The organism is Streptomyces sp. NPDC020884, assembly GCF_044333935.1.
Taxonomy (GTDB): domain Bacteria; phylum Actinomycetota; class Actinomycetes; order Streptomycetales; family Streptomycetaceae; genus Streptomyces.
In genome coordinates, this window is the sequence record NZ_JBIRRY010000001.1 from 688,024 (window position 1) to 710,583 (window position 22,560).

At 71.4% G+C, this 22,560-nt stretch carries 17 protein-coding genes; 10 read left to right on the top strand and 7 right to left on the bottom strand.

Annotation, left to right across the window (positions count from 1 at the left end; translation table 11 throughout):
* Positions 1–18 precede the first annotated feature (18 nt).
* Together ACH4UK_RS03175 and ACH4UK_RS03180 are read right to left on the bottom strand one after the other, a co-directional pair.
* Positions 19–2,184, bottom strand: coding sequence for a ThuA domain-containing protein (locus ACH4UK_RS03175; RefSeq protein ID WP_398354353.1), 2,166 nt, complete (start codon positions 2,182–2,184; stop codon positions 19–21).
* Positions 2,181–4,670 carry a PQQ-dependent sugar dehydrogenase gene (locus tag ACH4UK_RS03180; protein WP_398354354.1) on the bottom strand — a complete coding sequence of 830 codons (2,490 nt, stop codon included), beginning with the start codon at positions 4,668–4,670 and terminating at the stop codon, positions 2,181–2,183. The genes ACH4UK_RS03175 and ACH4UK_RS03180 overlap by 4 nt, the downstream gene beginning before the upstream one ends.
* A 316-nt stretch (positions 4,671–4,986) precedes the next feature.
* Here ACH4UK_RS03180 and ACH4UK_RS03185 point away from each other — a divergent pair, with 316 nt between their 5' ends.
* From ACH4UK_RS03185 to ACH4UK_RS03205, 5 genes are all read left to right on the top strand, one after another.
* Positions 4,987–6,492, top strand: a complete 1,506-nt coding sequence (locus tag ACH4UK_RS03185; protein ID WP_398354355.1) for an acyl-CoA synthetase — start codon at positions 4,987–4,989, stop codon at positions 6,490–6,492.
* Positions 6,482–8,011, top strand: a complete 1,530-nt coding sequence (locus tag ACH4UK_RS03190) for a carboxyl transferase domain-containing protein (protein WP_398354356.1) — start codon at positions 6,482–6,484, stop codon at positions 8,009–8,011. Before ACH4UK_RS03185 ends, ACH4UK_RS03190 begins: the two co-directional genes overlap by 11 nt.
* 283 nt (positions 8,012–8,294) lie before the next feature.
* A complete protein-coding gene (locus tag ACH4UK_RS03195; RefSeq protein WP_398354357.1) occupies positions 8,295–8,789 on the top strand; it encodes a hypothetical protein in 495 nt (164 codons plus the stop codon).
* Positions 8,790–8,826: 37 nt separating this feature from the next.
* A complete protein-coding gene (locus tag ACH4UK_RS03200) occupies positions 8,827–11,127 on the top strand; it encodes a hypothetical protein (protein WP_398354358.1) in 2,301 nt (766 codons plus the stop codon).
* A gap of 63 nt (positions 11,128–11,190) precedes the next feature.
* Positions 11,191–11,751 (top strand): hypothetical protein, encoded by a 561-nt coding sequence (locus ACH4UK_RS03205; protein ID WP_398354359.1) that lies wholly within the window; start codon positions 11,191–11,193, stop codon positions 11,749–11,751.
* 4 nt (positions 11,752–11,755) lie between these two features.
* Here ACH4UK_RS03205 and ACH4UK_RS03210 read toward each other — a convergent pair whose 3' ends face one another.
* Positions 11,756–12,376, bottom strand: coding sequence for a TetR/AcrR family transcriptional regulator (locus ACH4UK_RS03210; RefSeq protein ID WP_398354360.1), 621 nt, complete (start codon positions 12,374–12,376; stop codon positions 11,756–11,758).
* Between the two features lie 100 nt (positions 12,377–12,476).
* On the opposite strand from ACH4UK_RS03210, the gene ACH4UK_RS03215 reads away from it, so the two are divergent.
* Positions 12,477–13,217: an SDR family NAD(P)-dependent oxidoreductase gene (locus tag ACH4UK_RS03215; RefSeq protein WP_398354361.1), complete on the top strand. Its 741-nt coding sequence runs from the start codon at positions 12,477–12,479 to the stop codon at positions 13,215–13,217.
* Positions 13,218–13,227: 10 nt separating this feature from the next.
* Here the strand turns inward: ACH4UK_RS03215 and ACH4UK_RS03220 are convergent, their stop codons facing one another.
* The gene (locus ACH4UK_RS03220) at positions 13,228–14,505 is read right to left on the bottom strand and encodes an MFS transporter (protein WP_398354362.1); all 1,278 of its coding nucleotides are present in this window, start codon (positions 14,503–14,505) and stop codon (positions 13,228–13,230) included.
* 297 nt (positions 14,506–14,802) lie between these two features.
* Between ACH4UK_RS03220 and ACH4UK_RS03225 the strand changes: the two genes are divergently transcribed.
* The 4 genes from ACH4UK_RS03225 to ACH4UK_RS03240 all read left to right on the top strand — a co-directional run bounded on the left by ACH4UK_RS03225 (position 14,803) and on the right by ACH4UK_RS03240 (position 18,242).
* The gene (locus ACH4UK_RS03225; protein ID WP_398354363.1) at positions 14,803–15,096 is read left to right on the top strand and encodes a PqqD family protein; all 294 of its coding nucleotides are present in this window, start codon (positions 14,803–14,805) and stop codon (positions 15,094–15,096) included.
* Between the two features lie 186 nt (positions 15,097–15,282).
* Positions 15,283–16,059, top strand: a complete 777-nt coding sequence (locus ACH4UK_RS03230; protein ID WP_398354364.1) for an IclR family transcriptional regulator — start codon at positions 15,283–15,285, stop codon at positions 16,057–16,059.
* 807 nt (positions 16,060–16,866) lie between these two features.
* A complete protein-coding gene (locus ACH4UK_RS03235; RefSeq protein ID WP_398354365.1) occupies positions 16,867–17,448 on the top strand; it encodes a transposase in 582 nt (193 codons plus the stop codon).
* A complete protein-coding gene (locus ACH4UK_RS03240) occupies positions 17,445–18,242 on the top strand; it encodes a hypothetical protein (protein WP_398354366.1) in 798 nt (265 codons plus the stop codon). Before ACH4UK_RS03235 ends, ACH4UK_RS03240 begins: the two co-directional genes overlap by 4 nt.
* Before the next feature lie 49 nt (positions 18,243–18,291).
* Here the strand turns inward: ACH4UK_RS03240 and ACH4UK_RS03245 are convergent, their stop codons facing one another.
* The 3 genes from ACH4UK_RS03245 to ahcY all read right to left on the bottom strand — a co-directional run bounded on the left by ACH4UK_RS03245 (position 18,292) and on the right by ahcY (position 22,460).
* On the bottom strand, positions 18,292–19,557 hold the full coding sequence (locus ACH4UK_RS03245) for an MFS transporter (RefSeq protein WP_398354367.1): 1,266 nt from the start codon (positions 19,555–19,557) through the stop codon (positions 18,292–18,294).
* Positions 19,554–20,852 carry an acetyl-CoA carboxylase biotin carboxylase subunit family protein gene (locus ACH4UK_RS03250; RefSeq protein WP_398354368.1) on the bottom strand — a complete coding sequence of 433 codons (1,299 nt, stop codon included), beginning with the start codon at positions 20,850–20,852 and terminating at the stop codon, positions 19,554–19,556. The genes ACH4UK_RS03245 and ACH4UK_RS03250 overlap by 4 nt, the downstream gene beginning before the upstream one ends.
* Before the next feature lie 138 nt (positions 20,853–20,990).
* Positions 20,991–22,460 (bottom strand): adenosylhomocysteinase, encoded by a 1,470-nt coding sequence (ahcY, locus tag ACH4UK_RS03255; protein WP_398354369.1) that lies wholly within the window; start codon positions 22,458–22,460, stop codon positions 20,991–20,993.
* Positions 22,461–22,560 lie beyond the last annotated feature (100 nt).

Genomic DNA, 22,560 nt, shown 5'->3' on the forward strand with positions numbered 1-22,560 from the left:
CGTGCGGTCCCGGTGGGGCTAGCCGCGCCGGCCGAGCTGCTGCTCGAACCGGTCCGCCCAGTACGCGGTCCGGTCGAGGTAGGCCGTCTCGGCGGCTTCCCCGGTCTTTCCGTAGGCCCCCTCGAAGGTCTCGTAACCGTGGCCCGGAGGCGGGTTGGAGGAGGCCGGTTCGATGGAGCTGCCCTCGTGCCACTCGTTGAACGAGGTGACGGAGACCCAGGAGGGGTCGCCGCCGATGGCCGGGTCGAGGGCGTTGTTCCACTCCAGGTCGTAGGAGGCGCCGTCCGCACGGCCCAGGGTGGGGGTGGTGTTGCCGGGGACGGCCCGGTCGTCGAGGTAGCCGGGGGCCACCGAGGGGGCCCAGACCAGGCCGTTGGCCTTGGCGTAGTCCCCCGCCTGCTTCCAGCCCGGGGCGGTGGCCCCGGCGATGCCGTCGTAGGTGTAGATCCCGCCGAAGTGGTCGACCTTGGTGGTGTCGGTGGTCTGGGCGAGCACGATGGCGGTGTCCTCGACGGCGTCCAGCGCCGACCAGTCCTGGATCCTCAGGCTCTCGAAGATGTAATAGGCGTTGCGGTCGCCGTGGGCCGCGTCCCGGTAGAACGCGGGGTGGTCGCCGAACTTCCCTTCCAGATAGGCGATGTCGTCGACGACGGAGGCGGCGGTGCGGCCCCCGTACGGCTCGATGTGCCAGGCGACCTCGATGCCGTGGCGGGCGGCGGCGTCCATGACGTCACCGGCCAGGGAGTCCTCGTAACCGCCCTGTCCCCACCAGCTGTAGACGATGACGCCGGCGCCGGACCGCTCGACCCACTCCATGTGCTGGTCGACGGCTCCGGCGATGTCCCCGGAGTCGTACGGGCCGAGCTTCGGATAGAGGTCGGCGCCGATGGATTCGGGCGGGGTGTGGCCGCCCTGCTGCCAGTGCCGCCAGCTTCCCGAGCCCTCGGGGGTGCCGTACCAGGGGTAGTAGAAGAGGTGCACGTTGGAGGAGCCGCCGGCCTCGGCGGCCGGGGCGCGGGTCAGGGCGAGGCGGTCGACGTCGAAGAGCGCGCCCGCTCCCCCGGTGAACCGCAGGAACAGCGGACCCGTCCCGGCGCTCAGAGCGGTGGTGACCTCGGTGAAGGTCTCCCAGCCGCCGGTCGGGGCGACGTCCACGGAACCGAGGAGCGGCCCGGTGGCGGAGCCGGAGCGGACCTCGATGGTGCCGCCCGCGCCGGCCGAGGAGACGGTGGCGGTGAAGGCGGTGGCCCCGGCGGTGTCGAGGCCGGAGTAGCCCGCCCAGTCGCCGTCGTCGATGTATCCGAGGGTGGCTCCGCCGCTGGCCGCCGCGTGCGGGGCGGCCTCGACGCCCAAGGAGGAGGTGTACGCCTCGGCCTCCGCGCTGTCACCGCCCGGGTCCGGGCCCGGGTCGCCGGTGCCGCAGTCGGCCTCGACGGCTCCGGCCGCGTACTGGATGCCGCCGAGGAGGAGCCGGCGGAAGTCCGGGTCGGCGAAGGACTCGATGGTGTGGCCGAGTCCGGTGTAGAAGGAGCGGCCCTCCTGCTGCGGGTGGCACCAGGTGATGGGGTGGTCGCCGTCCATCTCGCCGCCGCTGTAGCTGCTCTCGTCCAGGGACTGCAGGACGTGGACGCTGTCGCGGGGGTTGGAGCGGTAGTTGTACCACTCGTCGGTCCGCGTCCAGGTGTCGTCCAGGTGCGCGGTCGCCGGGTGGACGTGGTCCTCGGTGGTGAGGCGGGCCTCCTGGGTCGCCGGATGGCTCTGGAACCAGGCGCCGACCAGGTCCTCGTACTCCGGCCAGTCGTATTCGGTGTCGGCCGCCGCGTGCACGCCGACGAACCCGCCGCCGCCGTCCACGTACCCCTTCAGGGCGTTCTGCTGGGTGTCGTTCAGGACGTCGCCGGTGGTGGAGAGGAAGACGACGGCCTCGTAGTCGGCGAGGTTCGCCGGGGTGAAGGCGGTCGCGTCCTCGGTGGCGGTGACGGTGAACTCATGGGCCGCGCCGAGTTGCTGGATGGCGGTGATGCCCGCCGGAATGGAGTCGTGGCGGAATCCGGCGGTCTTGGAGAAGACCAGGACCTGGTAGGGGTCGGCGGCTGCCGCGCTCTGGACGCCGGGGCTCAGGAAGGCCGCCCCGAGAGCGAGGGCCACGGCGCACGCCAGCCGGCGGGTACGGGATCGTCTCATCGGTCACTCACCTGGGTTCCCTGGGTCCGGAAGGTGAAGGCGTCGAGGTCGAAGAGGCTGCCCTGACCCGTCGGGCCCTTGAAGACGAAGAACAGCTCGGTGGATCCGGCGGGGGCGTTGGTCACGTCCGCCGTGAGGTCCACGTAGTTCTCCCAGCCGCCGGTCGGGGCGACGGTGAGCGTGGACAGGAGCGTGCCGGTCGCGGAGCCGGCCCGCACCTCCAGGGTGCCACCCGCGCCGCCGGAGGCGACCCGGGCCGTGATGGAGGTGGCGTTGGACAGGACGTAGGGCTCGAAGGAGACCCAGTCGCCGTCGTCCGTGTAGCCGACGCTCGCGCCGCCCTCGGCGGAGCCGTGCGGGGCGACCTCGATGCCGTTCTGGGCGGCGAAGTGCTCGCCCTGGCGGTGGCGGGGCTGGAGGATCGAGTCGCTGTGCGTGGTGAGCCCGCCCGCGTCGGTGTACTCGGCGTCGAAGACCCCGTAGATGTTGGCGGCGCTGTCGTGCTCGCCGTCGACGGGTACGTCGATGGTCCCGGAGCAGCCGTTCTTCGAGGTGATCTGGTGGCGGTGGCTGTCATGGCCGAGAAGGTAGGTGACCTTGACCTTGGAGCAGTCGATCGTGCCGTCCTCGGGGTCGCTGACGGTCACGGTGAAGGGGACGGAGTCGCCGAAGGAGAACAGCGAGCCGTCCGCGGGGGTGTTCAGCGTCACCGTGGGTGCGCTGTTGCCCGCCGTCACGACCAGGCTCGCGGTGCCGGTGAGCCCTTCGGGGTCGGTGACGGTCAGGGTCGGGTTGAAGGTCCCGGCCGTGGTGTAGGTGTGGCTGGGGTCGGCGTCGGTGGAGGTGGCCCCGTCGCCGAAGTCCCAGGCGTAGGAGAGGTTTCCGCCCTCGGGGTCGGCGCTGCCGGCCGAGGAGAAGGAGACCGCGAGCGGAGTGGGCCCGGAGGTCTTGTCGGCGGCGGCCTTGGCGACCGGGGAGCGGTTGCTGCCCGCGAGGTACTCGACGCGGTACAGGGCCTGGTTGTTCGCGCCGGTGCCGTAGTCCAGGACGTACAGCGCGCCGTCGGGTCCGAAGGCGGAGTCCATCACCTGGGTGCCGGTCCACGGGAAGGTGTCGATGGTCCCGGGTGATCCGTCGGCCTTCACCTCGACCGGCTTGATCCACTTGCGGCCGTACTCGGTGGCGAAGAAGCGGCCGTCGAGGGAGGCGGGGAACTTCACGGCGGAGTCGAGGCCGGCGTCGAAGTTGTATACGGGTCCGGCCATCGGGGACTCGGAGCCGCCGCCGAACTCCGGCGGGGAGCCGGCGTCACCGGCGTACCGGATCCAGGCGGGCTGGGCCGGGGGCAGGGTGGCGAGGCCGGTGTTGCGGAAGGAGTTGTTGGCCGGGCCCGAGGCGCAGTCGTACTTCGCCCCGGCGGGGCCGGAGGGGAAGGCGTACTCGCCGTAGGTCTCGGTGGCCGTGTTGCTGCCGGTGCAGTACGGCCAGCCGAAGTTGCCGGGCTGGGTGACGCGGTTGAACTCGACCTGACCGCTGGGGCCCCGGCCGGGGTCGGTGGTTCCGGCGTCGGGGCCGTAGTCGCCGATGAAGACGGCTCCGGACTTCTTGTCGACGGACATCCGGAACGGGTTGCGGAAGCCCATCGCGTAGATCTCGGGGCGGGTTCCGGCGGTGCCGGGGGCGAAGAGGTTGCCCGCCGGCACGGTGTAGCCGCCGTCCGCCGTGGGCTTGATCCGCAGCAGCTTGCCGCGCAGGTCGTTGGTGTTGCCGGAGGACCGCTGGGCGTCGAACTGCGGGTTGCGGTCGGTGCGTTCGTCGATCGGGGCGTAGCCGGCCGACTCGAACGGGTTGGTGTCGTCACCGGTGGTCAGATAGAGGTTCCCGGCGGCGTCGAAGTCGATGTCCCCGCCGACGTGGCAGCACTGACCCCGGTCGCTGGCGACCTCGAGGACGACCTTCTCGCTGGCGGTGTCGAGGGTGCCGTCGGCCTTGAGGACGAAGCGGGAGAGGTTCAGGTGTCCCTTCCACGCCTCGAAGTCGGCCGCGGAGCCGGTGGTGGGGGCATCGCCGGGCGGGGTGTTCAGGAGCGGTGAGTAGTAGAGGTAGACAAAGCGGTTCGTCGAGAATCCCGGGTCGACGGCGACGCCCTGGAGGCCTTCCTCGTCGTGCGTGTAGACGTCGAGCTTTCCCGCTGTCTTCGTGGCTCCGGCGGCGTCGGTCAGCCGGACCGTGCCGTCCCGGGCGGTGTGCAGCACGGACCGGTCCGGGAGCACGGCGAGCGACATGGCCTCGCCCAGTTCGGCGGCGCCGAGGGCTAGTTGGACCTGCTGGTAGTCGGCGGCCGGGATGTCGGCCGCGACGCGCGGGGCGCGGGCCTCGGGGTCGGCGGCGAGGGCCGGGCCGGCGGCGGGAACGGCGAGCGTGGCCGCGAGGAGGGCGGCGAGAGCGGTGGCGTATCTGGACCACCGTGGGGGTGCGGGTGACATGGTTGTTCCTTCCTGACGGTACGTGGGGTCTGTCAGGCAAGGCGCTGTCGCGCTTTGCGACGTACGGGTCCCGGGGTGCGGGGCGTACGGCGTGCGGTGTGCAGGCGTGCGAGGACTGCGCCGGTGCACGGGCGCAGGCAGCTTTTTTCTTCGAGAGAGCGCTCCAACTCCCCCAACGGGGAGGCATTTTGCATGCTGGCAACGCAAAATTAATTTGTCAAGGTCGTGTCAAAATTGCGGTTCGGTGCTCCGTGCAGCGATGTCGCGGGGCCCCTGGTCCCGCCGCCGCCCGGGGGAAAGCCCTAGGCTTCCCGGCGTGACCCTCCTTCTTCCCGCGCTCCAGTCCCCCACCGGCCCGGCGGCCTCCCGGGAGGCCGTCCGCTTCGGTGACCTCTCCCTGACCTACGGCCGGCTGGCCGGGGCCTCAGCCGCGCTCGCCGCCCGCATCGCGGACGCGGGCCGGGTCGCCGTCTGGGCCACCCCGACGCCGGAGACGGTGATCGCGGTGGTGGCCGCGCTGCGGGCCCAGGTCCCCGCCGTGCCGCTCAACCCCCGTACGGGAGAACGCGAGTTGGCGCACATCCTGGCCGACAGCGAGCCCACGGCCGTGCTGGCAGGCCCGGACGACGAGCTGCCGCCCGCGCTGGCGAGGCTGCGGCGGGTGCCGGTCGACGCGCGGGCGGCGGTGGAGCCGAGCGGGTACGCGGCGGACCCGAGCGGGTACGCGGCGGAGGAGGCGGACGGGGCGGACCCCGAGGCCCCCGCCCTGATCGTCTACACCTCCGGCACCACCGGGCCGCCGAAGGGGGCCGTCCTGCCCCGGCGGGCCATCGCCGCCTCGCTGGACGCGCTGGAGGACGCCTGGGGGTGGACCGGCGACGACGTCCTGGTCCACGCGCTGCCGCTGTTCCACGTCCACGGGCTGATCCTGGGCGTCCTCGGCCCGCTGCGCCGGGGCGGCTCCGTGCGCCACCTGGGGAGGTTCTCGCCCGATGGCGTGGCCCGTGAACTGGCCACCGGCGGCACCATGCTGTTCGGCGTGCCGACGATGTACCACCGACTGGCCGAGGTGCTGGACACCCCGGCGGGCACCGCCGAACGGGACTCCCTGGCCGGGGCGCTGGCGGGGGCCCGGCTGCTGGTCTCCGGGTCGGCGGCGCTGCCCGTGCACGATCACCGGCGCATCGCGGCGGCGACCGGGCGGCGGGTCATCGAGCGGTACGGGATGACGGAGACCCTGATGAACACGGGGATCCGGGCGGACGGCGCCCCGCGCCCCGGCACGGTGGGCCCGCCGCTCGCCGGGGTGGAGCTGCGGCTGGCGGAGGAGGACGGCACGGTGCTCGACGAGCCCGGGGCGATCGGCGAGATCCAGGTCCGGGGCCCGAACCTGTTCACCGGCTACCTCAACCGGCCCGACGCCACCGCGGCCGCGCACACGGCGGACGGCTGGTTCCGTACCGGGGACGTCGGCACGGTGGACGAGGACGGGTACGTGACGATCGTCGGGCGCAAGGCCACCGACCTGATCAAGAGCGGCGGCTACAAGATCGGCGCGGGCGAGATCGAGAACGTCCTCCTCGCCCACCCCGGCGTCCGGGAGGCGGCGGTGACCGGGGCGGCAGACCCCGACCTCGGCGAACGGGTCGTGGCCTGGGTGGTCGCGGCGGACCCCGCCGCCCCGCCCGCCGCCGATGAGCTGGCCGACCATGTGGCGGCCCAGCTGGCCCCGCACAAGCGCCCGCGCACCGTGCACTACCTGGACGCCCTGCCCCGCAACGACCTGGGCAAGATCATGAAGAGGTCGCTCCATGCCCGCTGACGGCGCCGCCCGGATGACGGCCCGGGAGACGATCGCGCTGCTCACCGGCGCGGCCGGCTTCACCGAGCACCGCCCGCCGCAGCGCCCCCTGCCCCCGGACGGTCCGCTCGGCTGGGCCGGTTACGACGCCGCGCGCGAGCGGGCCGCGACACGGACCGGCGAGGAGGAGTCCGTGCTGTACGGCACCGGGGTCGTCCAGGACCGCGCGTGCGTGCTGCTCTCCTTCGAATTCGGCTTTCTGGGCGGCTCGTTGGGCCGGTCGACGGGAGACCGGCTGGAGGCCGCGTACGAGCTGGCCAGGACCCGGCGGCTGCCGCTGCTCGCCCTCGTCGCCACCGGCGGCAGCCGGATGCAGGAGGGGATGGTCGCCCTCACCCAGCTCCAGCGGGTGGCCGCCGCCTCGACCCGGCTGCGCGCGGCCGGGCTCCCGCAGATCGCCGTGGTCCGCGACCCGACGACCGGCGGGGGCTGGGCCACGGTGGGAGCGGGCGCCGATGTGGTGCTGGCCCTGCCGGGCGCGCAGGTCGGCTTCGCCGGGTCCCGGGTGCGGCCGCCGGACGCGGATCCGTACGCGTACAGCGCCGAGGGCCAGTTCGCGGCGGGCCAGGTGGACGCGGTCGTACCGGCCGACGAGCTGGCCACCACGGTGACGCACTGGCTGCGCGCGCTCGGCGCGCCCCGGGGACCCCGGGCCGACGCCGCCGAGGAGCTGACCGGAACGGGGGCGGCCGAGGAGCTGACCGGAACCGGCCCGGCCGCCGCGTCCGGCACCGGCCCGCACGCGGCACCCGGCGCACCACCGGCATCCGACCCGCACGCGGCACCCGGCGCACCACCGGCCTCCGGCACCGGTCCGCACGCGGAGCTCCCCGCCGCCCCGGTGCCCCGTGCGCTGTCGGCGGCCCGGCTTCCGGAGACCGGGCGGCAGGCGGTGGCGCAGGCCCGCGATCCGCGGCGGCCGCGCGCGGAGGCGTACCTGGCCGACTACTTCGCCGTACGGCTCCCCCTGCACGGGGACCGGTGCGGCGGCACGGACCCGGGCCTGCTGTGCGGCTTCGGGCTGCGCGCCGACGGGCAGCCCGTCGCGTACGTCGCCCAGTGCGGGACGCCGACCCGCCCGGCCGGATTCCGCGCGGCGGCCCGGACCGTCCGGCTCGCGGACCGGCTCGGCGTCCCCGTCCTCACCCTCGTCGACACCCCGGGCGCGGCCAATGACGCCGAGGCGGAGCGGGCGGGCGCGGGCGCGGCCATCGCGGACACCTTCGCGGCCATCGCGGCGGCCCGGGTGCCGGTCACGACCCTGGTGATCGGCGAGGGCGGCTCGGGCGGGGCGCTGGCTCTCGCGGCTCCGGGCAACACGCATGTCACGGTGGACAGCTACTTCTCCGTCATCGCCCCGGAACTGGCCGCCGCGATCCTCAAGCGGCCGCCGTCGGAGACCGGCGCCACCGCCGACCAGTTGCGGCTGCGCCCGCAGGACCTCCTGGAGCTCGGGTTCGCCCGCTCGATCGTGAGCTGAGCGGGCCCGCCGGGGCCGTACCGGCGGGCCCGCCGGGAGCGTACCGGCGGGCCCGCCGGGAGCGTACCGGCGGGCCCCGCAGAGGGCGAAAGAAGACCAATCAGTTGATCCCGGGACATCGGACAGCACCGCTCCCGAAGTCTCCACGAGATGGCCACAGCCACCGTTCAAGGATCGGGATCCGCCCCGCGTGAACACCTGGTCGACTTGCTAGCTTGGCACGGGACAAGGGCGCCCGCCGGGCGCGACGGGACGCAGCGGGTGCACGGGGGAAGGGTTTTCCATGGCATGGGACGAGTGGGAACAGCTGAAGGCGGACGCCGTCCAGCAGCAGTCCACCGGGATGCAGTTGAACCAGCTCGACCCCGGGGGCGGCGGCTCCACGGCCCTGCCCGGACAGACCGGCGACCTCAAGGTGAGCAACGGCGATCTGGTGAAGATCGGCAGCCAGGCACACGGCCTCTACGACGAGCTGTGGGGCAAGGCCCGGGTAGCCGTTCCCAGCAGTGACAAAGCGGCCGGCGACCTGAGCGGCCAGGGCTTCGCGTTGGGCGGCGGACTCAAGCACGTATCGAAGCGGTGGGACGAGCAGCTGAAGTCGCTCATGGACGCCTGCGCCCATATCGCCAACCACATGCAGGTCACCAAGAAGGTGCACGCCGGCGACGACCACTACATCCAGCGGCAGATGAGCAGCATCGACGCCCTGGATGCCGGATTCGACGAGCGGGTCGGCGAGCCGGGGAAGAAGAACCCGGCGTACGAGCAGAAGAAGTAGCGGCGCGACCAAGACGTACAGGGAGAAACGACCACTCATGGATCTTGACGCGCTGCGCTTCGGCAACTTCGCGACGCTCGACGAAGCCGTCTCCGACTGGGGCCTGCTCGTACGCAACCTCGCCCAACTGAAGAAGCAGGCCGAGGACGGGTTGCGCAAGGCCGCCAACTCGGCCGACTGGGCCGGCCTGAACGCCCAGGTCACCAAGGAGTTCGTCGGCAAGACCGCCGGTGAGTTCGCCGACGCCCACACCCAGGCCAACACCATGCACAAGATCCTCTCCGACACCCGCGACGAGCTCCGGCAGCACAAGAAGGACGTCGAGGAGGCCATCAGCCGCGGAGCCCGGAAGAATCTGACCGTCGTCGACAACGGCGGCGGCGGTTTCACCGTCACGATGAACATCCACCCGGATCGAGCGGCGAAGGGCACCTCCGTCCCGGAGCACGACCAGAGCGATGTCACCGCGCTGCGCGACGAAGTGCAGGGGATTCTCAAGAAGGCCACGGAGAGCGACACCTCGGCGAGCAAGGTGCTGACCGCACTGGCCGATCAGAGCAAGATGGGCTTCTCGGACGCCTCCTACAAGGACCGTGACTCCGCGGTCGAGGCCGTCGAGGCCGCCGAGAGCCTCGCCAAGATCGCGGCGAAGAATCCCGAGGACCTCACGCCCGCCGACTTCGACAAGATCAACAACGGTCTGGACAAGTACAAGGACGACCCGCTGTTCGCCGAGCGGTTCGCCACACAGCTCGGGCCCAAGAAGACCCTCGAATTCTGGCAGGGCATCAACGACCCGGCCATGAACCCGCACGTGGGCCGCGAACGGCTCGACAAGCTCGACGACCTCCAGCGCAATCTCGGCCTCACGCTCGCCACCGCCACCCAGAGCGACTCCGCCGACATGACGAGCTGGAAGGGCAACATGATCAAGCTGGGCGAACAGCCCATCGGCCGGGACGGCGGCGGCCCCATGGGCTTCCAGGTCATGAGCAACCTGATGCGGACCGGCGACTACGACGACCAGTTCCTCAAGAGCTACGGCACCAAGCTCATGGAGACGGAACGCAAGCTCACCGGCAACGGCGAGCACGAGAACATGGCGTGGCAGCACCGGGGCCCGGACCCGTGGCTCAACCGGATCGGCGAGGACAGCGGCGACGACCCGCTGACCGGCTACCTCAAGGGGCTGTCCAACAGCCCGGACGCGGCGACCGACTTCTTCAACCAGGAGTACGTATCCAAGGAGGACTCCCCCTTCGAGCGCGATACGGACGGCAACGGCAAGAACGGCAAGATCCCGCTCTCCAACTTCGAGTACCTCTTCGAGGAGCGGGAGTGGCCGCAGGAGACCAACCTCAAGGGCGACGACGACAACACCGGCCGCAACACCCTCGCCCTCGCCCTGGAGGCCGCCACGACCGGGCACCCGGCGGGCGAGCTGCCGACGGTGGACACTCCGGCCCACAACGAGGGGCAGACCAAGCTCTTCGAGTCGATCGTGGCCTCCGTCGCGGACGACAACGAACGGCTCACCAAGCACAACTACATGACCGACAGCATCGGGCAGATCACCTCGGAGTACCTGCCGGACATCAACCGGGCCATGACGAACGACTCGGACGGGGAAACGGACAGCCTGTTCCCCGTCGCCGGCAGCTCCGCCACGCTCAGCCACCGTGAAGTGAACGCCCTGCTGCTGACCGTGGGACAGAACGCCGAGGGGTACGCGGCCGTGGAGGTGGCCAACAAGCAGTACATGGCGAACCTCATGGACTACCACATGAACCCGGATCTGCCGGCGGACAAGGTCTATTCGAAGGACACCGAGTTCGCCGTCCATGAGATCGCCCACGGCTCGGGCGAGGTGTCCGGCACCTTGGCCATCGGTCGCCAGGAAGCGGTCGCCGGCGACGCCGAGGAAGCCGACAAGAAGTACGAGCAGTCCGTGGCGCAGTGGAAGAACGCCATCTCGGGGGGCATCGGTACCGGTATCGGCGTCGGCACGTCGTTCGTCGCCAGCCCGGTCGGCGGCGCGGTGGCCGGCGGTTTGGCGGAGACGGCGAGCAGCATGGTGCTCGAATCCTTCTTCAAGGACGCCGAGGGGAAGGCCAAGGACGACGCCGGCCCTGTCATGGGCGAAATCTGGGAGAACGGCGTCGAGAAGAACTCGGAATACATCGAGCAAGCCGTGGAGGCAGCGGCGAAGGCACACGGCCGTGACGACCTGATGGACAACAGCATCGACGAGAAGGCGCGCAGGGCCACCCAGGACGGGTTCATGGCCGCAGGTACGAGCACCGAGCAGTTGAATCCTCACTTGAAGACGGACATCTGACCGCATACCCGGGGAGGGCGCCTACCGCGTCTTCCCCGCCCCCACATCGAAAGGCTTCTCGCGTTGTCTGCCCATGGATCTCTTCGGCGTCGCCGGTTCATCGGCAGGGTCGTCTCCCTGTCGGCCACCGTCGCCCTCGCCGCCACCCTGTCGGCGTGCTCCGGCGACGAACCGCCCAAGAAGGCGTACACCGTGCCCACGTCCCTGTGTGGGATCACCGTGGACCCCGCACTGGTCAAGGCAGTTCTGCCCGGCGGCGACTCCCTCACCTCGGCCACCCAGAAGCCGAACGGCGGAACGATCCGCTGCAACCTGTCCGTGGACGGCAAGCTGGTCCTCAGCCTCGCCCAGGCCTGGTGGAGTGAGGGGCACACCACGGCCGCGGTCTCGCAGGCGTACCCCGGCACGGACGACGGGACGGTGTCCGAGGACGAACGCTTCATTTACACCGGGGAAGCCGGCGTCGGCAAGACCGTCCCTGCCTGCAAGGCGTCGGAGCATCCGGAACAGGACCTCTACACAACGGTCGAGACCCGCGACTCCGGCATCGACGACCCGGACGCCATCGAGAAGCTTCTCGTCGCCTACACCAAGGCGGTCGAAGGAACAGCCGCCTGCGGGTGACCCCTCACCGCTGTCCGGCCGACTGCCGCACCAGGGAGTCCCACAGGGCCACCGCGTGGTCCACCGTGGAGCGGAGCCGCTCCACGGGCACGCCGTCCCGGGCCTCTGTCGACAGCCCGTGCAGGACGGTCGCGTAGAAGGCGGCGATCGCGCGGACGTCCGTCCCCGGCGCCAGCTCGCCCTCCCGCACGGCCCCCTCCAGCCGCTTCTCCAGCTCCGCGACCGAGGTCCGCCGCCACTGGGCCAGGTGCTCGGCGACGTGTCTGTTCTGGTGCGAACAGTTCGTGGCCGACAGCACGATCATGCAGCCGCTCGGGGTCTCCGGGTCGGTGAACATGTCGATGTTGCCGCGCAGCATGGCCTCCACCGCGGCCCGCGCCGTAGGCGCCTCGCGCAGCGCGCGGTGGGTCGCCGAGCCCGCGGTGCGGTCGTAGAGCGCGACGGCCTCGCGGAACAACTGCTCTTTCGAGCCGAAGGTGTTGTACAGGCTGGCGGAGTTGATGCCCATGGCGGCGGTCAGGTCCGTGAGCTTCGTGCCCTCGTAGCCGAGCTCCCAGAACGTCACCATCGCGCGCCGCAGTGCCGCGGCCCGGTCGAACGCGCGCGGTCGGCCTCTTTCGGCCATATCTGCCTCCTCGATGGTGGGTTGAGCCCCGGCCATCCTGCCTGTCGAGTAATTTTAGATCGTTCGACTCAGATATCGACCCCAGTGTGAATGGAGCGAGATGCCTCAGCTTGCGGGCAAGGCGGCCCTGGTGACCGGGGGGAGCCGCGGCATCGGTGCGGCGATCGCCCTCCGACTGGCCGAGGAGGGTGCGGACGTCGCCCTGACGTATGTGAGCGCCGCCGACCGGGCCCAGGAGGTCGTGGCGTCGATCGAGGCGCTCGGGCGCAGGGGCATGGCCATCCGGGCCGACAGCGCGGACCCGGCGGCCGTCGTCGGATCCGTCGAGCGGGCCGCGGCGGAGCTGGGCCGGCTCGACATCCTGGTGAACAACGCCGGGGTCTTCCCCTACGGCCCGATCGAGGGCGTGACGCTGGAGGAGATCGACCGCACGCTGGCCGTCCATGTACGCGCCGTCTTCCTGGCCGCCCAGGCCGCCGTCCCCCATCTGGGACACGGCGGCCGCATCATCAGCATCGGCAGCTGCTGGGCCAACCGCGTGCCGGTGCCGGACGTGACGCTGTACGCGATGAGCAAGTCGGCGCTGATCGGCTTCACCAAGGGGCTGGCCCACGACGTGGCGCCCCGGGGGATCACCGCGAACATCGTGGACCCCGGGCCCACCGTCACCGACATGAACCCGGACGGCACCGACGAGGCCGAGGAAGAGCGTCTGAGGACCGCGGCGAAGGTCCTGGGCGCGGGGGCCGACACCGCGCAGGCCGTGGCCTTCCTCGCCGGTCCCGACGCCCAGTGGATCACCGGCACCTCGCTGGCGGTCGACGGCGGCTATACCGCCTGACGGACCGGGTCTACGGCTGTGGGTCGCGGGCGTCGTACCGGGCGAAGCCGCGCCATCTCGCTGCGAGCAGGGCGACCGCGACGACACACGCGATGCCGCCGCCGGTGACGGCGACGGCGGGCGAGGCCAGATCGGCGACGGAGCCTGCCAGGAAGTCCCCGAGACGCGGGCCGCCCGCCACGACGACGATGAAGACGCCCTGGAGCCGGCCGCGCATCTCGTCGGGCACGGCCGCCTGGAGCATGGTGTTGCGGAAGACCATGGAGATGGTGTCCGCGCATCCGGCGAGCGCCAGGAACAGCAGCCCGAGCCAGAGGTTGCGGGTGAGCCCGAAGACGGCGACGGCGGCGCCCCAGCAGCCGACGGCCAGCAGGATGACGAGGCCCTGCCGCCGGATCCGGCCGAGCCAGCCGGAGAACACCCCGCCGAGCAGCGCGCCGAGGGCCGGGGCGGCGACGAGGAGTCCGGTGGTCCGCGCGTCACCCCCGTACCAGAGGACGGCGACGACCGGGAAGAGGGCCCGGGGGTGGGCGAGGACCATCGCGCACAGGTCGGTGAAGAAGGTCATCCGCAGGTTCGGCCGGGACCCGAGGAACCGCAGCCCGTCCAGCACCGAGGCCCGCTTGCGCGCCTCCCCCCGGCGTTCCCCCTCCTGCCGGTCGGGCAGCATCGGGGGCAGCCGCCACATGGCGTACAGGGAGGCGGTGAAGCAGACCGCGTCCACCGAGTACGCGGCACGGTAGCCCCACCAGCCGACGATCAGGCCGCCCAGCATCGGCCCGACGAGCATGCCCGTCGTGCTGGTCAGGGAGTTCAGCGCGTTGGCGGCGGGCAACTGCTCGGCCGGCAGCAGCCGGGCGATCATCGAGGAGCGGGCCGGTGCGTTGAGGGCGAAACAGACGGCCTGGAGCGCGACGACCGCGTACAGCAGCCCGACCCGCTCGACGCCCGCGACGGCCGCCGCCACCAGGACGACGGACAGGAGAAACGACCCGGCGGCGCTGAACAGGCCGAGCTTGCGCCGGTCGAGGGTGTCGGCGACAGCCCCGCCGTAGAGGCCGAAGACGACGAGCGGGACGAGCGAGCAGAACCCGATGAGCCCCACGGAGAACGCGGACCCGGTGATGTCGTAGACCTGGAGCGAGACCGCAAGGGCCGTCATGCCCTGGCCGGCCCAGGAGACCGTGTTCCCGAACCAGAGCCGTCGGTAGTCGGGCGAGAGCCGCAGCGGGGTGAGGTCGGCCAGTATGCGGGGGCGGTCTGCGGGCGGTTCGGTCTTTTCGGTCACAGAGGATGGTAGGCGCACCGCCGACGACTGGGGCGGGGCCGCCCGGCGACGGGGCGGAGTCGCCCGGCGACCCCCCGTGGTGATGGATGTGTCTCATGTCGCCGCGCCCCTGCGGGGCCGCCTGTCGCCCCCTCGGCCGCGCACTCCCCCGCCTCACCTGCACCAGTGCCGAACCGTCCGCATTTGTTGAGGAGTTGACTGTCTCAGGTGGGCCTTGACGGTCCGGACGGCTGCCGGTTGCATTCCTATTCCAGACATCAGGATTCACCTGACCGCGTTCACGCGATGGGGGAGACCATGGGGGAGAACGAGATCGTGCTGACACCGGCCAGCGTCCTGCAACGTCGAGTGGAGGCCCGCGCGCGCAGGTACCGGGGCAGGATGTACGTCGCCGTGCGGGAGCACGCCCTGGAGCTGGACGAGGTCGCGCAGGCCATCGTCCGGCGGATCGACGGTACGTCGACGCTGCGGGGCATCGCGGCCGTCGTGGCCGCGGAGTACGGCGTTCCGGCCGACGACGCGACCGGCGGCACCGTGGAGTTCGCCACCCAACTCCTCGCGCACGGCGTGGTGGAGGTCGTCCCCGGCTGACGGCCGCGGAGGGCCGGCACTCCCTCCCCCACGGTGAACCGCCCGTTTCGGAACGGCCGCTTCCGCCACCCACCTCGGCGGCCCGATTCCGTACGCGTAGGGCAACATGGCCATGCCATAAGGCGGTTGAACATTGACGCCCTACAGAAGAACAGTGTTCGCTCATACTGAACAGAGGTGGGTCATATGGTCGAGTCGGTCAAGCGCGCCGTGCGCATCATCAGAGAACTGACAGGGGCCTCACCCCGGTTGGGGGTCACCGAACTCGCCGACCGGATCGGCGTGTCCAAGTCGGCCGTGCACGGCCTGCTGCGCACCCTGGCGTCGGACGGGCTGGTGGTGCAGGAGCAGGAGTCGGGGAAATACCGACTGGGGCCCGCGCTGGTCACCTTCGGCAACGCCTACCTGGACACCCACGAGCTGCGCACCCGCGCCCTCACCTGGTCCAACCTGCTGGCCACCCGGACCGACGAAGCGGTCTGGGTCGGGGTGCTGGTCCATGACGACGTACTGGTGATCCACCATGTGTCCCGCCCCGGGAACACGGTGCAGCCGCTGGAGACCGGCGCCACCCTGCCCTGGAGCGCCACCGCGCTGGGGAAGGCGATCGTGGCCTTCTCGCCGCCCGAGCTGCAGACCCGCCTGCTCAGCCGTCCCCCGACGATCCTGACCGGCCGCCCGGTGGCCGGACCCGAGGCGCTGGAAGCCCAGTTGGCGCAGGCCAGGGAGGTGGGCTACGCCGTGACGCAACAAGAGGCGGCACTCGGGGACGCGGGCATCGCGGCCCCCATCTTCGACCGCACCGGGTGTGCCGCGGGGGCCATCGGGCTGGTCGGCCCCGTCGAGCGGCTGTTAGACGAGGGACATCGGCAGGGGTGTTCGATCGCGACCCGGGAGACGGCGCGAAGCCTCTCCCGCGAGCTGGGCGCGCACCGGTTGGGCACCCGCGCCGCCTCACTCTGAACCGCCCCGTCGCGCCGGGCTCCGGTCGGCACGTCCAGGCTGCCGCCACCCTCCATCACCGCTTCCCCCGTCACGGTCGAGTGCGTCGGTCCCGCGGGGTCGCGGGCCTGCCGGAACCGGTTCCGACCAGGGCCGGCGGAGCTGGTCCAGACCGACACTACCCACCTCCACAGCGGCCAAATCCCCGGGCGACCGGGCAGCCCGAAACCCTCGGATCGGTCGGGTTCCGGGCGAGGAGCGGGGTGCGTCCGTCGGCGTCGGAAGTTGCTTGACACGCCATTTGGACCCCGCCTAGCTTTCGAGCAGATGTTCAGTATCGAAGAACGCTGTTTCTCTTCGATGCTTCGACAGGGGAGTTCGGCCGCTCGTCCCGGGCGGCCGCTGGTGGAGGGGGGCCACATTGAGGAAGCCGAACAGTCGCGCCGGGAAACCGCATGCCGTCCCCGACGCAACCTCACCCGGCGACTTATCCGTCTTACCGGGTAAAGCCGCCGCGCTGCCACCGGGACGCGGGAGGCGGCCGCCCGCCCGCGCCCGGACGGCGGCAGACACCGGTGGACGCCCCCGCGTGGCGGTGGCGGAGCCGACGGACGAACGCGGGCCGACAACCAAGGCAACGGGAGGACAGGTGGACTCCGCACCGACGCAGACATGCCTGCGCGCAGCGGCAGCGCTCATCGACCGAGAGCAGGACCGACCCACTCGACCAGGCCTGGCCGACGGCGCCCGTGGCCACCATGACGACACGCGGCGCGGCCTCCCGGCCGCGCCCGTCCGCCACCCGATCATGATCGCCCTGGAGGGGAAGTGACCCAGCAGACCCGCTCGTTACCCCCGCTACGGCGCGGGAACGGCCCCGCCCCGGACACCCTGACGCCCGGCTCCCGCACCGCCGTCCCGGGCACGGGCCGGTTCTCCTGGCTGGCCCCGATGGTCCTGTGGCCGCTGGCCCGCCGCCATCTGCCTCGCCCCGCGGTGCGCCCGCAGGGCGGAGGAAGCCAACGCGCCGACGACGAGGCGACCTTCGCCGCCATCCTGTTCGTTCTTGCCAGCGGCGTGCCCTGGCGGGCCCTGCCGCGGGCGTTCACGGTCTCCTGGCAGAACGCCCACCGCCGGTTCTCCCAATGGAGCGAGGCCGGGCTGTGGGACCAGATCCGGGAGACGGCCCGCCGGCAGCCGGACCCGGGGCAGGCGAGACAGCTGCGCCAGTGGGCGGAAGCCGTCTCCGCGCTGGCCGAGGAGCGGTTGAACCGGCCCGCGGCACCGCCCCCGGGCCCGAGGGCCACGGCCCCGCGGCCTGCCGCGGGGCTACAGCCGGGTCTGCGGGTGCATGAGCCGGACGACTTCACCGTCAGGCTGTTCGGGGCCGACCGAGACGCGGCGTGGTGACCACGACCGCGGGTGCGGACCTGACCGGTTGCCTGGAGGAGATGGAACGCCGGGGGCTGATACCGGCCGACTGCCTCGCGGTGTGCTGCGTCGGGCCCGCCGCACGCGGGTGGGCCGACGAGGGCGGCGGATACGACTTCCACGTGATCTCCTCCACCCCGTGGAACACGGAGGGAGCCCGCACGCTGCCCGTGGCGCTGGACCCGGCCGGCGTGCCGTCGATCACCCTGACCGTGGCGGGGCGCCGCTGGGAGCTCACGTACTGGCTCGAGAGCCAGGTCCGGCAGGTGCTGGCCAAGGTCACCCGGGAGCAGTTCGAGGGGGGCGGGGCGGCGGTCGGGGTGCTGACCGACGCCGAGGAGTTGTTCCTGGAGCGGATGAGCGCGTGCCTGGCGCTCAGCGGCACCGAGTGGGCGAAGCAGGCCAAGCGCCAGGTCGAGAACTCCGCGTTCCGGGCCTTCGTGACGACCCGTTCGCTCGCGGCGGCCGACTCAGCCATCGCGGACGCCGTCCGGCAGCTCGCCGCCCGGGACCTCGACAGCGCGGTCCTCGCCGCCCGCTCGGCCCTGGGGCACACGGTGGACGCGCTGCTCGAGAGCAAGGGCGACTTCGGTTCCCGGGTACCGCGGTGGCGGGCCCGGCGGCTGCGCGAGACCCGGCCCGGAGCACTGCCGTTCGGCGAGTACTGGGCCATGGAGACGCTGCGGGCCTTCGACCCCGAGCGGCCGGAGGCCTGGGTGGCGTCGGTGCTGCAACGCTGTCGCGACCTGGCCTTCGAAGTGGAGATCTCCTGACGGTGCGCGCCGGGCGCGGTCGGGTCCGCCGAGGCGGACCCGACCGCGCTCAGCGCACCGCCTCCGCGGACTCCGGCTCGCGGTCCACCGGTGCGTCCTCCGGCGGCCCGTACGGCTGCTGGTCGTCGGGGCACCAGGTGGCGTTGGACAGGCGCGCGACGAGCATCAGCACACTGGCCCCGGCCAGGGCCGCCCCGACGGCCAGCCAGGGCGCTCCGGGCGACCGTGCGGCCGACAGGAGCCCGCCGATCTGCGGCGCCGTCATGAAGCCGACGTTGACACCCGCCGAGTACAGGCTGACGTTGCGGTTGATCACCGTCGGAGCCGACAGATGGGTGACGTAGCTGAGCAGAGCCGGGAAGACGATCATCTCCCCCGCCGTCCAGAACAGCGTGATCAGCGCCAGCATCGGCCCGCTGGACGTGAGCCCGGTCAGGGCGAACCCGGCCGCGGCCAGCACGTAGCCGATCAGCAGCGACCGCAGATGGGACATGTGGACCATGGCCTTGTTGAGCGGTACCTCGAACAGCACGATCGCCGCCGCGTTGACGACGAAGACCACGCTGACCCAGTAGGCGGGCAGGCCGATGCCCTCGATGATGTACGTGCTCAGCAGGATCGGCGGCAGCGCGTAGGCGATGTGCACGGGCAGCGCCAGCACGAACAGGGTCCAGAACCGCGACTCGTCGCGCGGTGCGGGCGAGAGCAGCCGCCCCGGTCCGGTCTTCCCCATCGTGGTGGCCGACCGGGTGGAGTGCCGCAGCAGCACGCCGGCCGCCGCGAGGACGCACACCGCGTTGACGTAGAACAGCGCCTGCGGCGCCACGGTGAACAGCAGCCCCCCGATGGCGGGGCCCACTCCCATGCCCAGGTTGATCGCCAGCCGGTTGCAGGAGAAGGCGATCTTCCGCTGGTCGGGCGAGGAGCCCGCCACCACCTGCGCGTAGGAGGCCGGGGTGTAGATCTCGAAGGCCATGCCCCACAGCAGGGTGACGACGAGCAGGGCGGGCACCGCGGACAGCGCGGGCACGACGGCCAGCAGCAGGGCGTACCCGACACAGCCCCCGAGCATCACGGTGACCGGTCGCAGTCTGCCCAGCAGCACACCGGCGCCCACGTCGGCGAGGAGCGCCCCGAGCCCGAAGGCCCCGACCACCAGCCCCACCTGTCCGGCGCTGTACCGGTCCTCCCCCAGCAGATAGGCGCCGAGGAAGGGGAAGGCCATCGTCCCCGCGCGGAACAGCAGGGTGGAGACGAACAGAGCACGCAGGTCGCTGTTGAGGCCCGCGACCGTACGGAACGTACCGCGGATCATGTCCGGTCGCGCTCCGCCTCGACGGTGAAGATCTGCTCGGTGCGCTGCCGCGCCAGCTCGTCCACCTTGCCCCGGAAGGCCTTCTGGTCGGTCTGGCCCCGCTCGAAGCACTCCAGGACGCCGTCGCGCGCGAGGTACGAGGTGAGCGGCCGGGAGACGTCGCCGACCTTGGCCGTGAGGTAGAGGCCCACTTCCTCGGGGGTCAGCTCGTCGACCTGCTTGACCTCGGTGATGGTGCCGGGCGGCGCCTTGAGGAAGGCCGTGGCCCCCATGCCGGTGGGCGGCGCGGTGAGGGCGGGCAGCTCCTCCAGGGTGTCCGTGTACGAGGCGAAGTGCAGGTCGTAGGGGCTGAAGCCGTAGACGCGGTCGATCAGGTCCATGATGCCGTCGCCGCCGGGCCGCGCCGCGACCTCCACGACGCTCAGCCGCTCGCCGTCGACCAGGACCTCCACATGGGCGAGGCCGTGGTCGATGTCCAGCGCGGCGCAGGCCTCCAGCGCCACCCGGCGCAGTTCCTCGTTGTCCGAGTCGGCGCTCGGCACCAGCTGGCCGCGCTCGCTGAAGTAGGGCGCGCCCGCCTTGGACTTGTCGGTGACCGCGACGACGGTCCGCATGCCCCGGTGGTTGGCGACCTCGACGGAGACCTCGTGGGTGGAGGTGACGAACTCCTCGGCCTGGAAGCGGCCGTCGTCGAATCCGTACACGGGGGCGATCTCCAGCAGGGAGTCGCGGCAGTAGACGAACGCCTCGTCCAGCTCCTCGGGGGCGTTGACCCGCACGGTGCCGACGTTGCCGGCGAAGTCGCGCGGCTTGAGCACCAGGGGGAAGTTCAACTGGGCGGCGGCGGCGCGCAGTTCCTCCAGGGTGCTGAAGAGGCGGTGGCGGGCGCAGGGCACCCCGGCCTCTTCGAAGGCCTGCTTCATCGTGTGCTTGTCGCGCACCCGGGTCAGGCAGTCGTCGGACAGCCGGGGAAGGTCGTAGTGGCGGGCGATGGCCACGGACACGTGCACGGTCATCTCGATGATGGGCACCACCGCCCCGGGCCGCAGACCGGTCTCGCGCTCGAATTCCCGGACTGCTTCCAGGGCCTGCCGCTCGTCGTAGTAGTCGGCGCGCAGCACGTGGTCGAAGAACCGGTTGGCGCTCAGCGCGGCCGGTGTCTCGCTCATGCCGACCACGGGGCCGGGGTAGGTGCGCAGAGCCGAGACGATGCCGCGTTCCCGCAGCAGGATGTCGGAGCCGAGCAGCAGCAGGTAGCGATCGCCGTTGGCATGGGCGCGCGCAAGATCGAACACGAGAGTTCCCCCATCTTTCGGAAATGGGCCGCGCGCGCTGTCGGCACGCGGCCGCTGCGGTGGCCGGACACGGCCCGCCGCAGCGGGCGCCGCCGCCGGACGTGCCGACGGCGGTGCCCGGCCTGACCGGCGGACCGGTCAGTAGCGGTAGTGGTCCGGCTTGAACGGACCCTCCACGTCGACGCCGATGTAGTCGGCCTGCACCTTGGTGAGCGGAGTCAGGTGGGCGTCCAGGGCCGGCAGGTGCAGCCGCGCCACCTTCTCGTCCAGGTGCTTGGGCAGGGTGTAGACGTCGGTGTCGTAGTTCTGCTCCGGGTCGAAGAGCGAGATCTGCGCCAGGGTCTGGTTGGCGAACGAGCAGGACATCACGAAGCTCGGGTGACCGGTGGCGTTGCCCAGGTTGAGCAGGCGGCCCTCGCTGAGCACGATGATCGAGTGGCCGTCGGAGAAGGCCCACTCGTGCACCTGCGGCTTGATCTCCATCCGCTCGATGCCCGGCACCTGTGCCAGTCCGGCCATGTCGATCTCGTTGTCGAAGTGGCCCACGTTGCCGACGACGGCGTTGTGCTTCATCCGGGCCATGTGCTCGGCCATGATGATGTCGCGGTTGCCGGTGGTGGTGATGAAGATGTCGCCGGTCTCGACCACCTGGTCGAGGGTGACGACCTTCAGGCCGTCCATGGCCGCCTGGAGCGCGCAGATCGGGTCGGCCTCGGTGACCACCACGCGCGCGCCCTGGCCGCGCAGGGACGCCACGGCGCCCTTGCCGACGTCGCCGTAGCCGCAGATCACCGCGAGCTTGCCGGCGATCATCACGTCGATGGCGCGGTTGATGCCGTCGACCAGCGAGTGGCGGATGCCGTAGCGGTTGTCGAACTTGCTCTTGGTCACCGCGTCGTTGACGTTGATGCCGGTGAACAGGAGCTTGTTGTCCCGGCCGAGCCGGTAGAGGCGGTTGACGCCGTTGGTGGTCTCCTCGGTGACGCCGACGATGGACTTCGCCATCTCGGTGTACTTGCCCGGGTTGTCCACGAGCGAGCGGCGGAGCACGTCGAGGATGATCCGGTGCTCCTCCGGGTCGTCGTCGAGCGGCTCCGGGACCGCGCCGGCGGACTCGTACTCGGTGCCCAGGTGGACCAGCAAAGTGGCGTCGCCGCCGTCGTCCACGATGGAGTGCGGGCCGGATCCGTCGGGCCAGGTCATCAGCTGCTCCAGGCACCACCAGTACTCCTCGAGGGATTCGCCCTTCCAGGCGAACACCGCGCTGCCCTGGGGGTTGTCCACCGTGCCCTCGCGCCCCACGACGACGGCCGCGGCCGCCTGGTCCTGGGTCGAGAAGATGTTGCAGCTGGCCCAGCGGACGTCGGCGCCGAGCGCGGCGAGGGTCTCGATGAGAACAGCGGTCTGGACAGTCATGTGCAGCGAGCCGGCGACGCGCTTTCCGGCCAGCGGCTGCTGGGGACCGAACTCCTGCCGCAGCGACATCAGTCCGGGCATCTCGTGCTCGGCCAGCCGGATCTCCTTGCGGCCGAGCTCGGAGAGGGAGAGATCCGCGACCTTGAATCCCCCGACCGACCCCGCACTGTCCGCGGTCAACGCAACAGCCATGCTGTCATTCTCCCTGTCTAGAAATGCCGATGACGTGACGTCAGCTTGCCTCGGGGCCAACTCTCTCATGTGGCCTCGGAACGAGCATGCCATTCCCGAC

Bases quoted from the DNA above. Each gene is read 5' to 3' on its own strand.
- ACH4UK_RS03175 (WP_398354353.1), bottom strand. From the start codon at position 2,184: ATGAGACGATCCCGTACCCGCCGGCTGGCGTGCGCCGTGGCCCTCGCT.
- ACH4UK_RS03245 (WP_398354367.1), bottom strand. From the start codon at position 19,557: ATGATCCGCGGTACGTTCCGTACGGTCGCGGGCCTCAACAGCGACCTG.
- ACH4UK_RS03200 (WP_398354358.1), top strand. From the start codon at position 8,827: ATGGATCTTGACGCGCTGCGCTTCGGCAACTTCGCGACGCTCGACGAA.
- ACH4UK_RS03195 (WP_398354357.1), top strand. From the start codon at position 8,295: ATGGCATGGGACGAGTGGGAACAGCTGAAGGCGGACGCCGTCCAGCAG.
- ACH4UK_RS03215 (WP_398354361.1), top strand. From the start codon at position 12,477: ATGCCTCAGCTTGCGGGCAAGGCGGCCCTGGTGACCGGGGGGAGCCGC.
- ACH4UK_RS03210 (WP_398354360.1), bottom strand. From the start codon at position 12,376: ATGGCCGAAAGAGGCCGACCGCGCGCGTTCGACCGGGCCGCGGCACTG.
- ACH4UK_RS03230 (WP_398354364.1), top strand. From the start codon at position 15,283: ATGGTCGAGTCGGTCAAGCGCGCCGTGCGCATCATCAGAGAACTGACA.
- ahcY (WP_398354369.1), bottom strand. From the start codon at position 22,460: ATGGCTGTTGCGTTGACCGCGGACAGTGCGGGGTCGGTCGGGGGATTC.
- ACH4UK_RS03180 (WP_398354354.1), bottom strand. From the start codon at position 4,670: ATGTCACCCGCACCCCCACGGTGGTCCAGATACGCCACCGCTCTCGCC.
- ACH4UK_RS03225 (WP_398354363.1), top strand. From the start codon at position 14,803: ATGGGGGAGAACGAGATCGTGCTGACACCGGCCAGCGTCCTGCAACGT.
- ACH4UK_RS03190 (WP_398354356.1), top strand. From the start codon at position 6,482: ATGCCCGCTGACGGCGCCGCCCGGATGACGGCCCGGGAGACGATCGCG.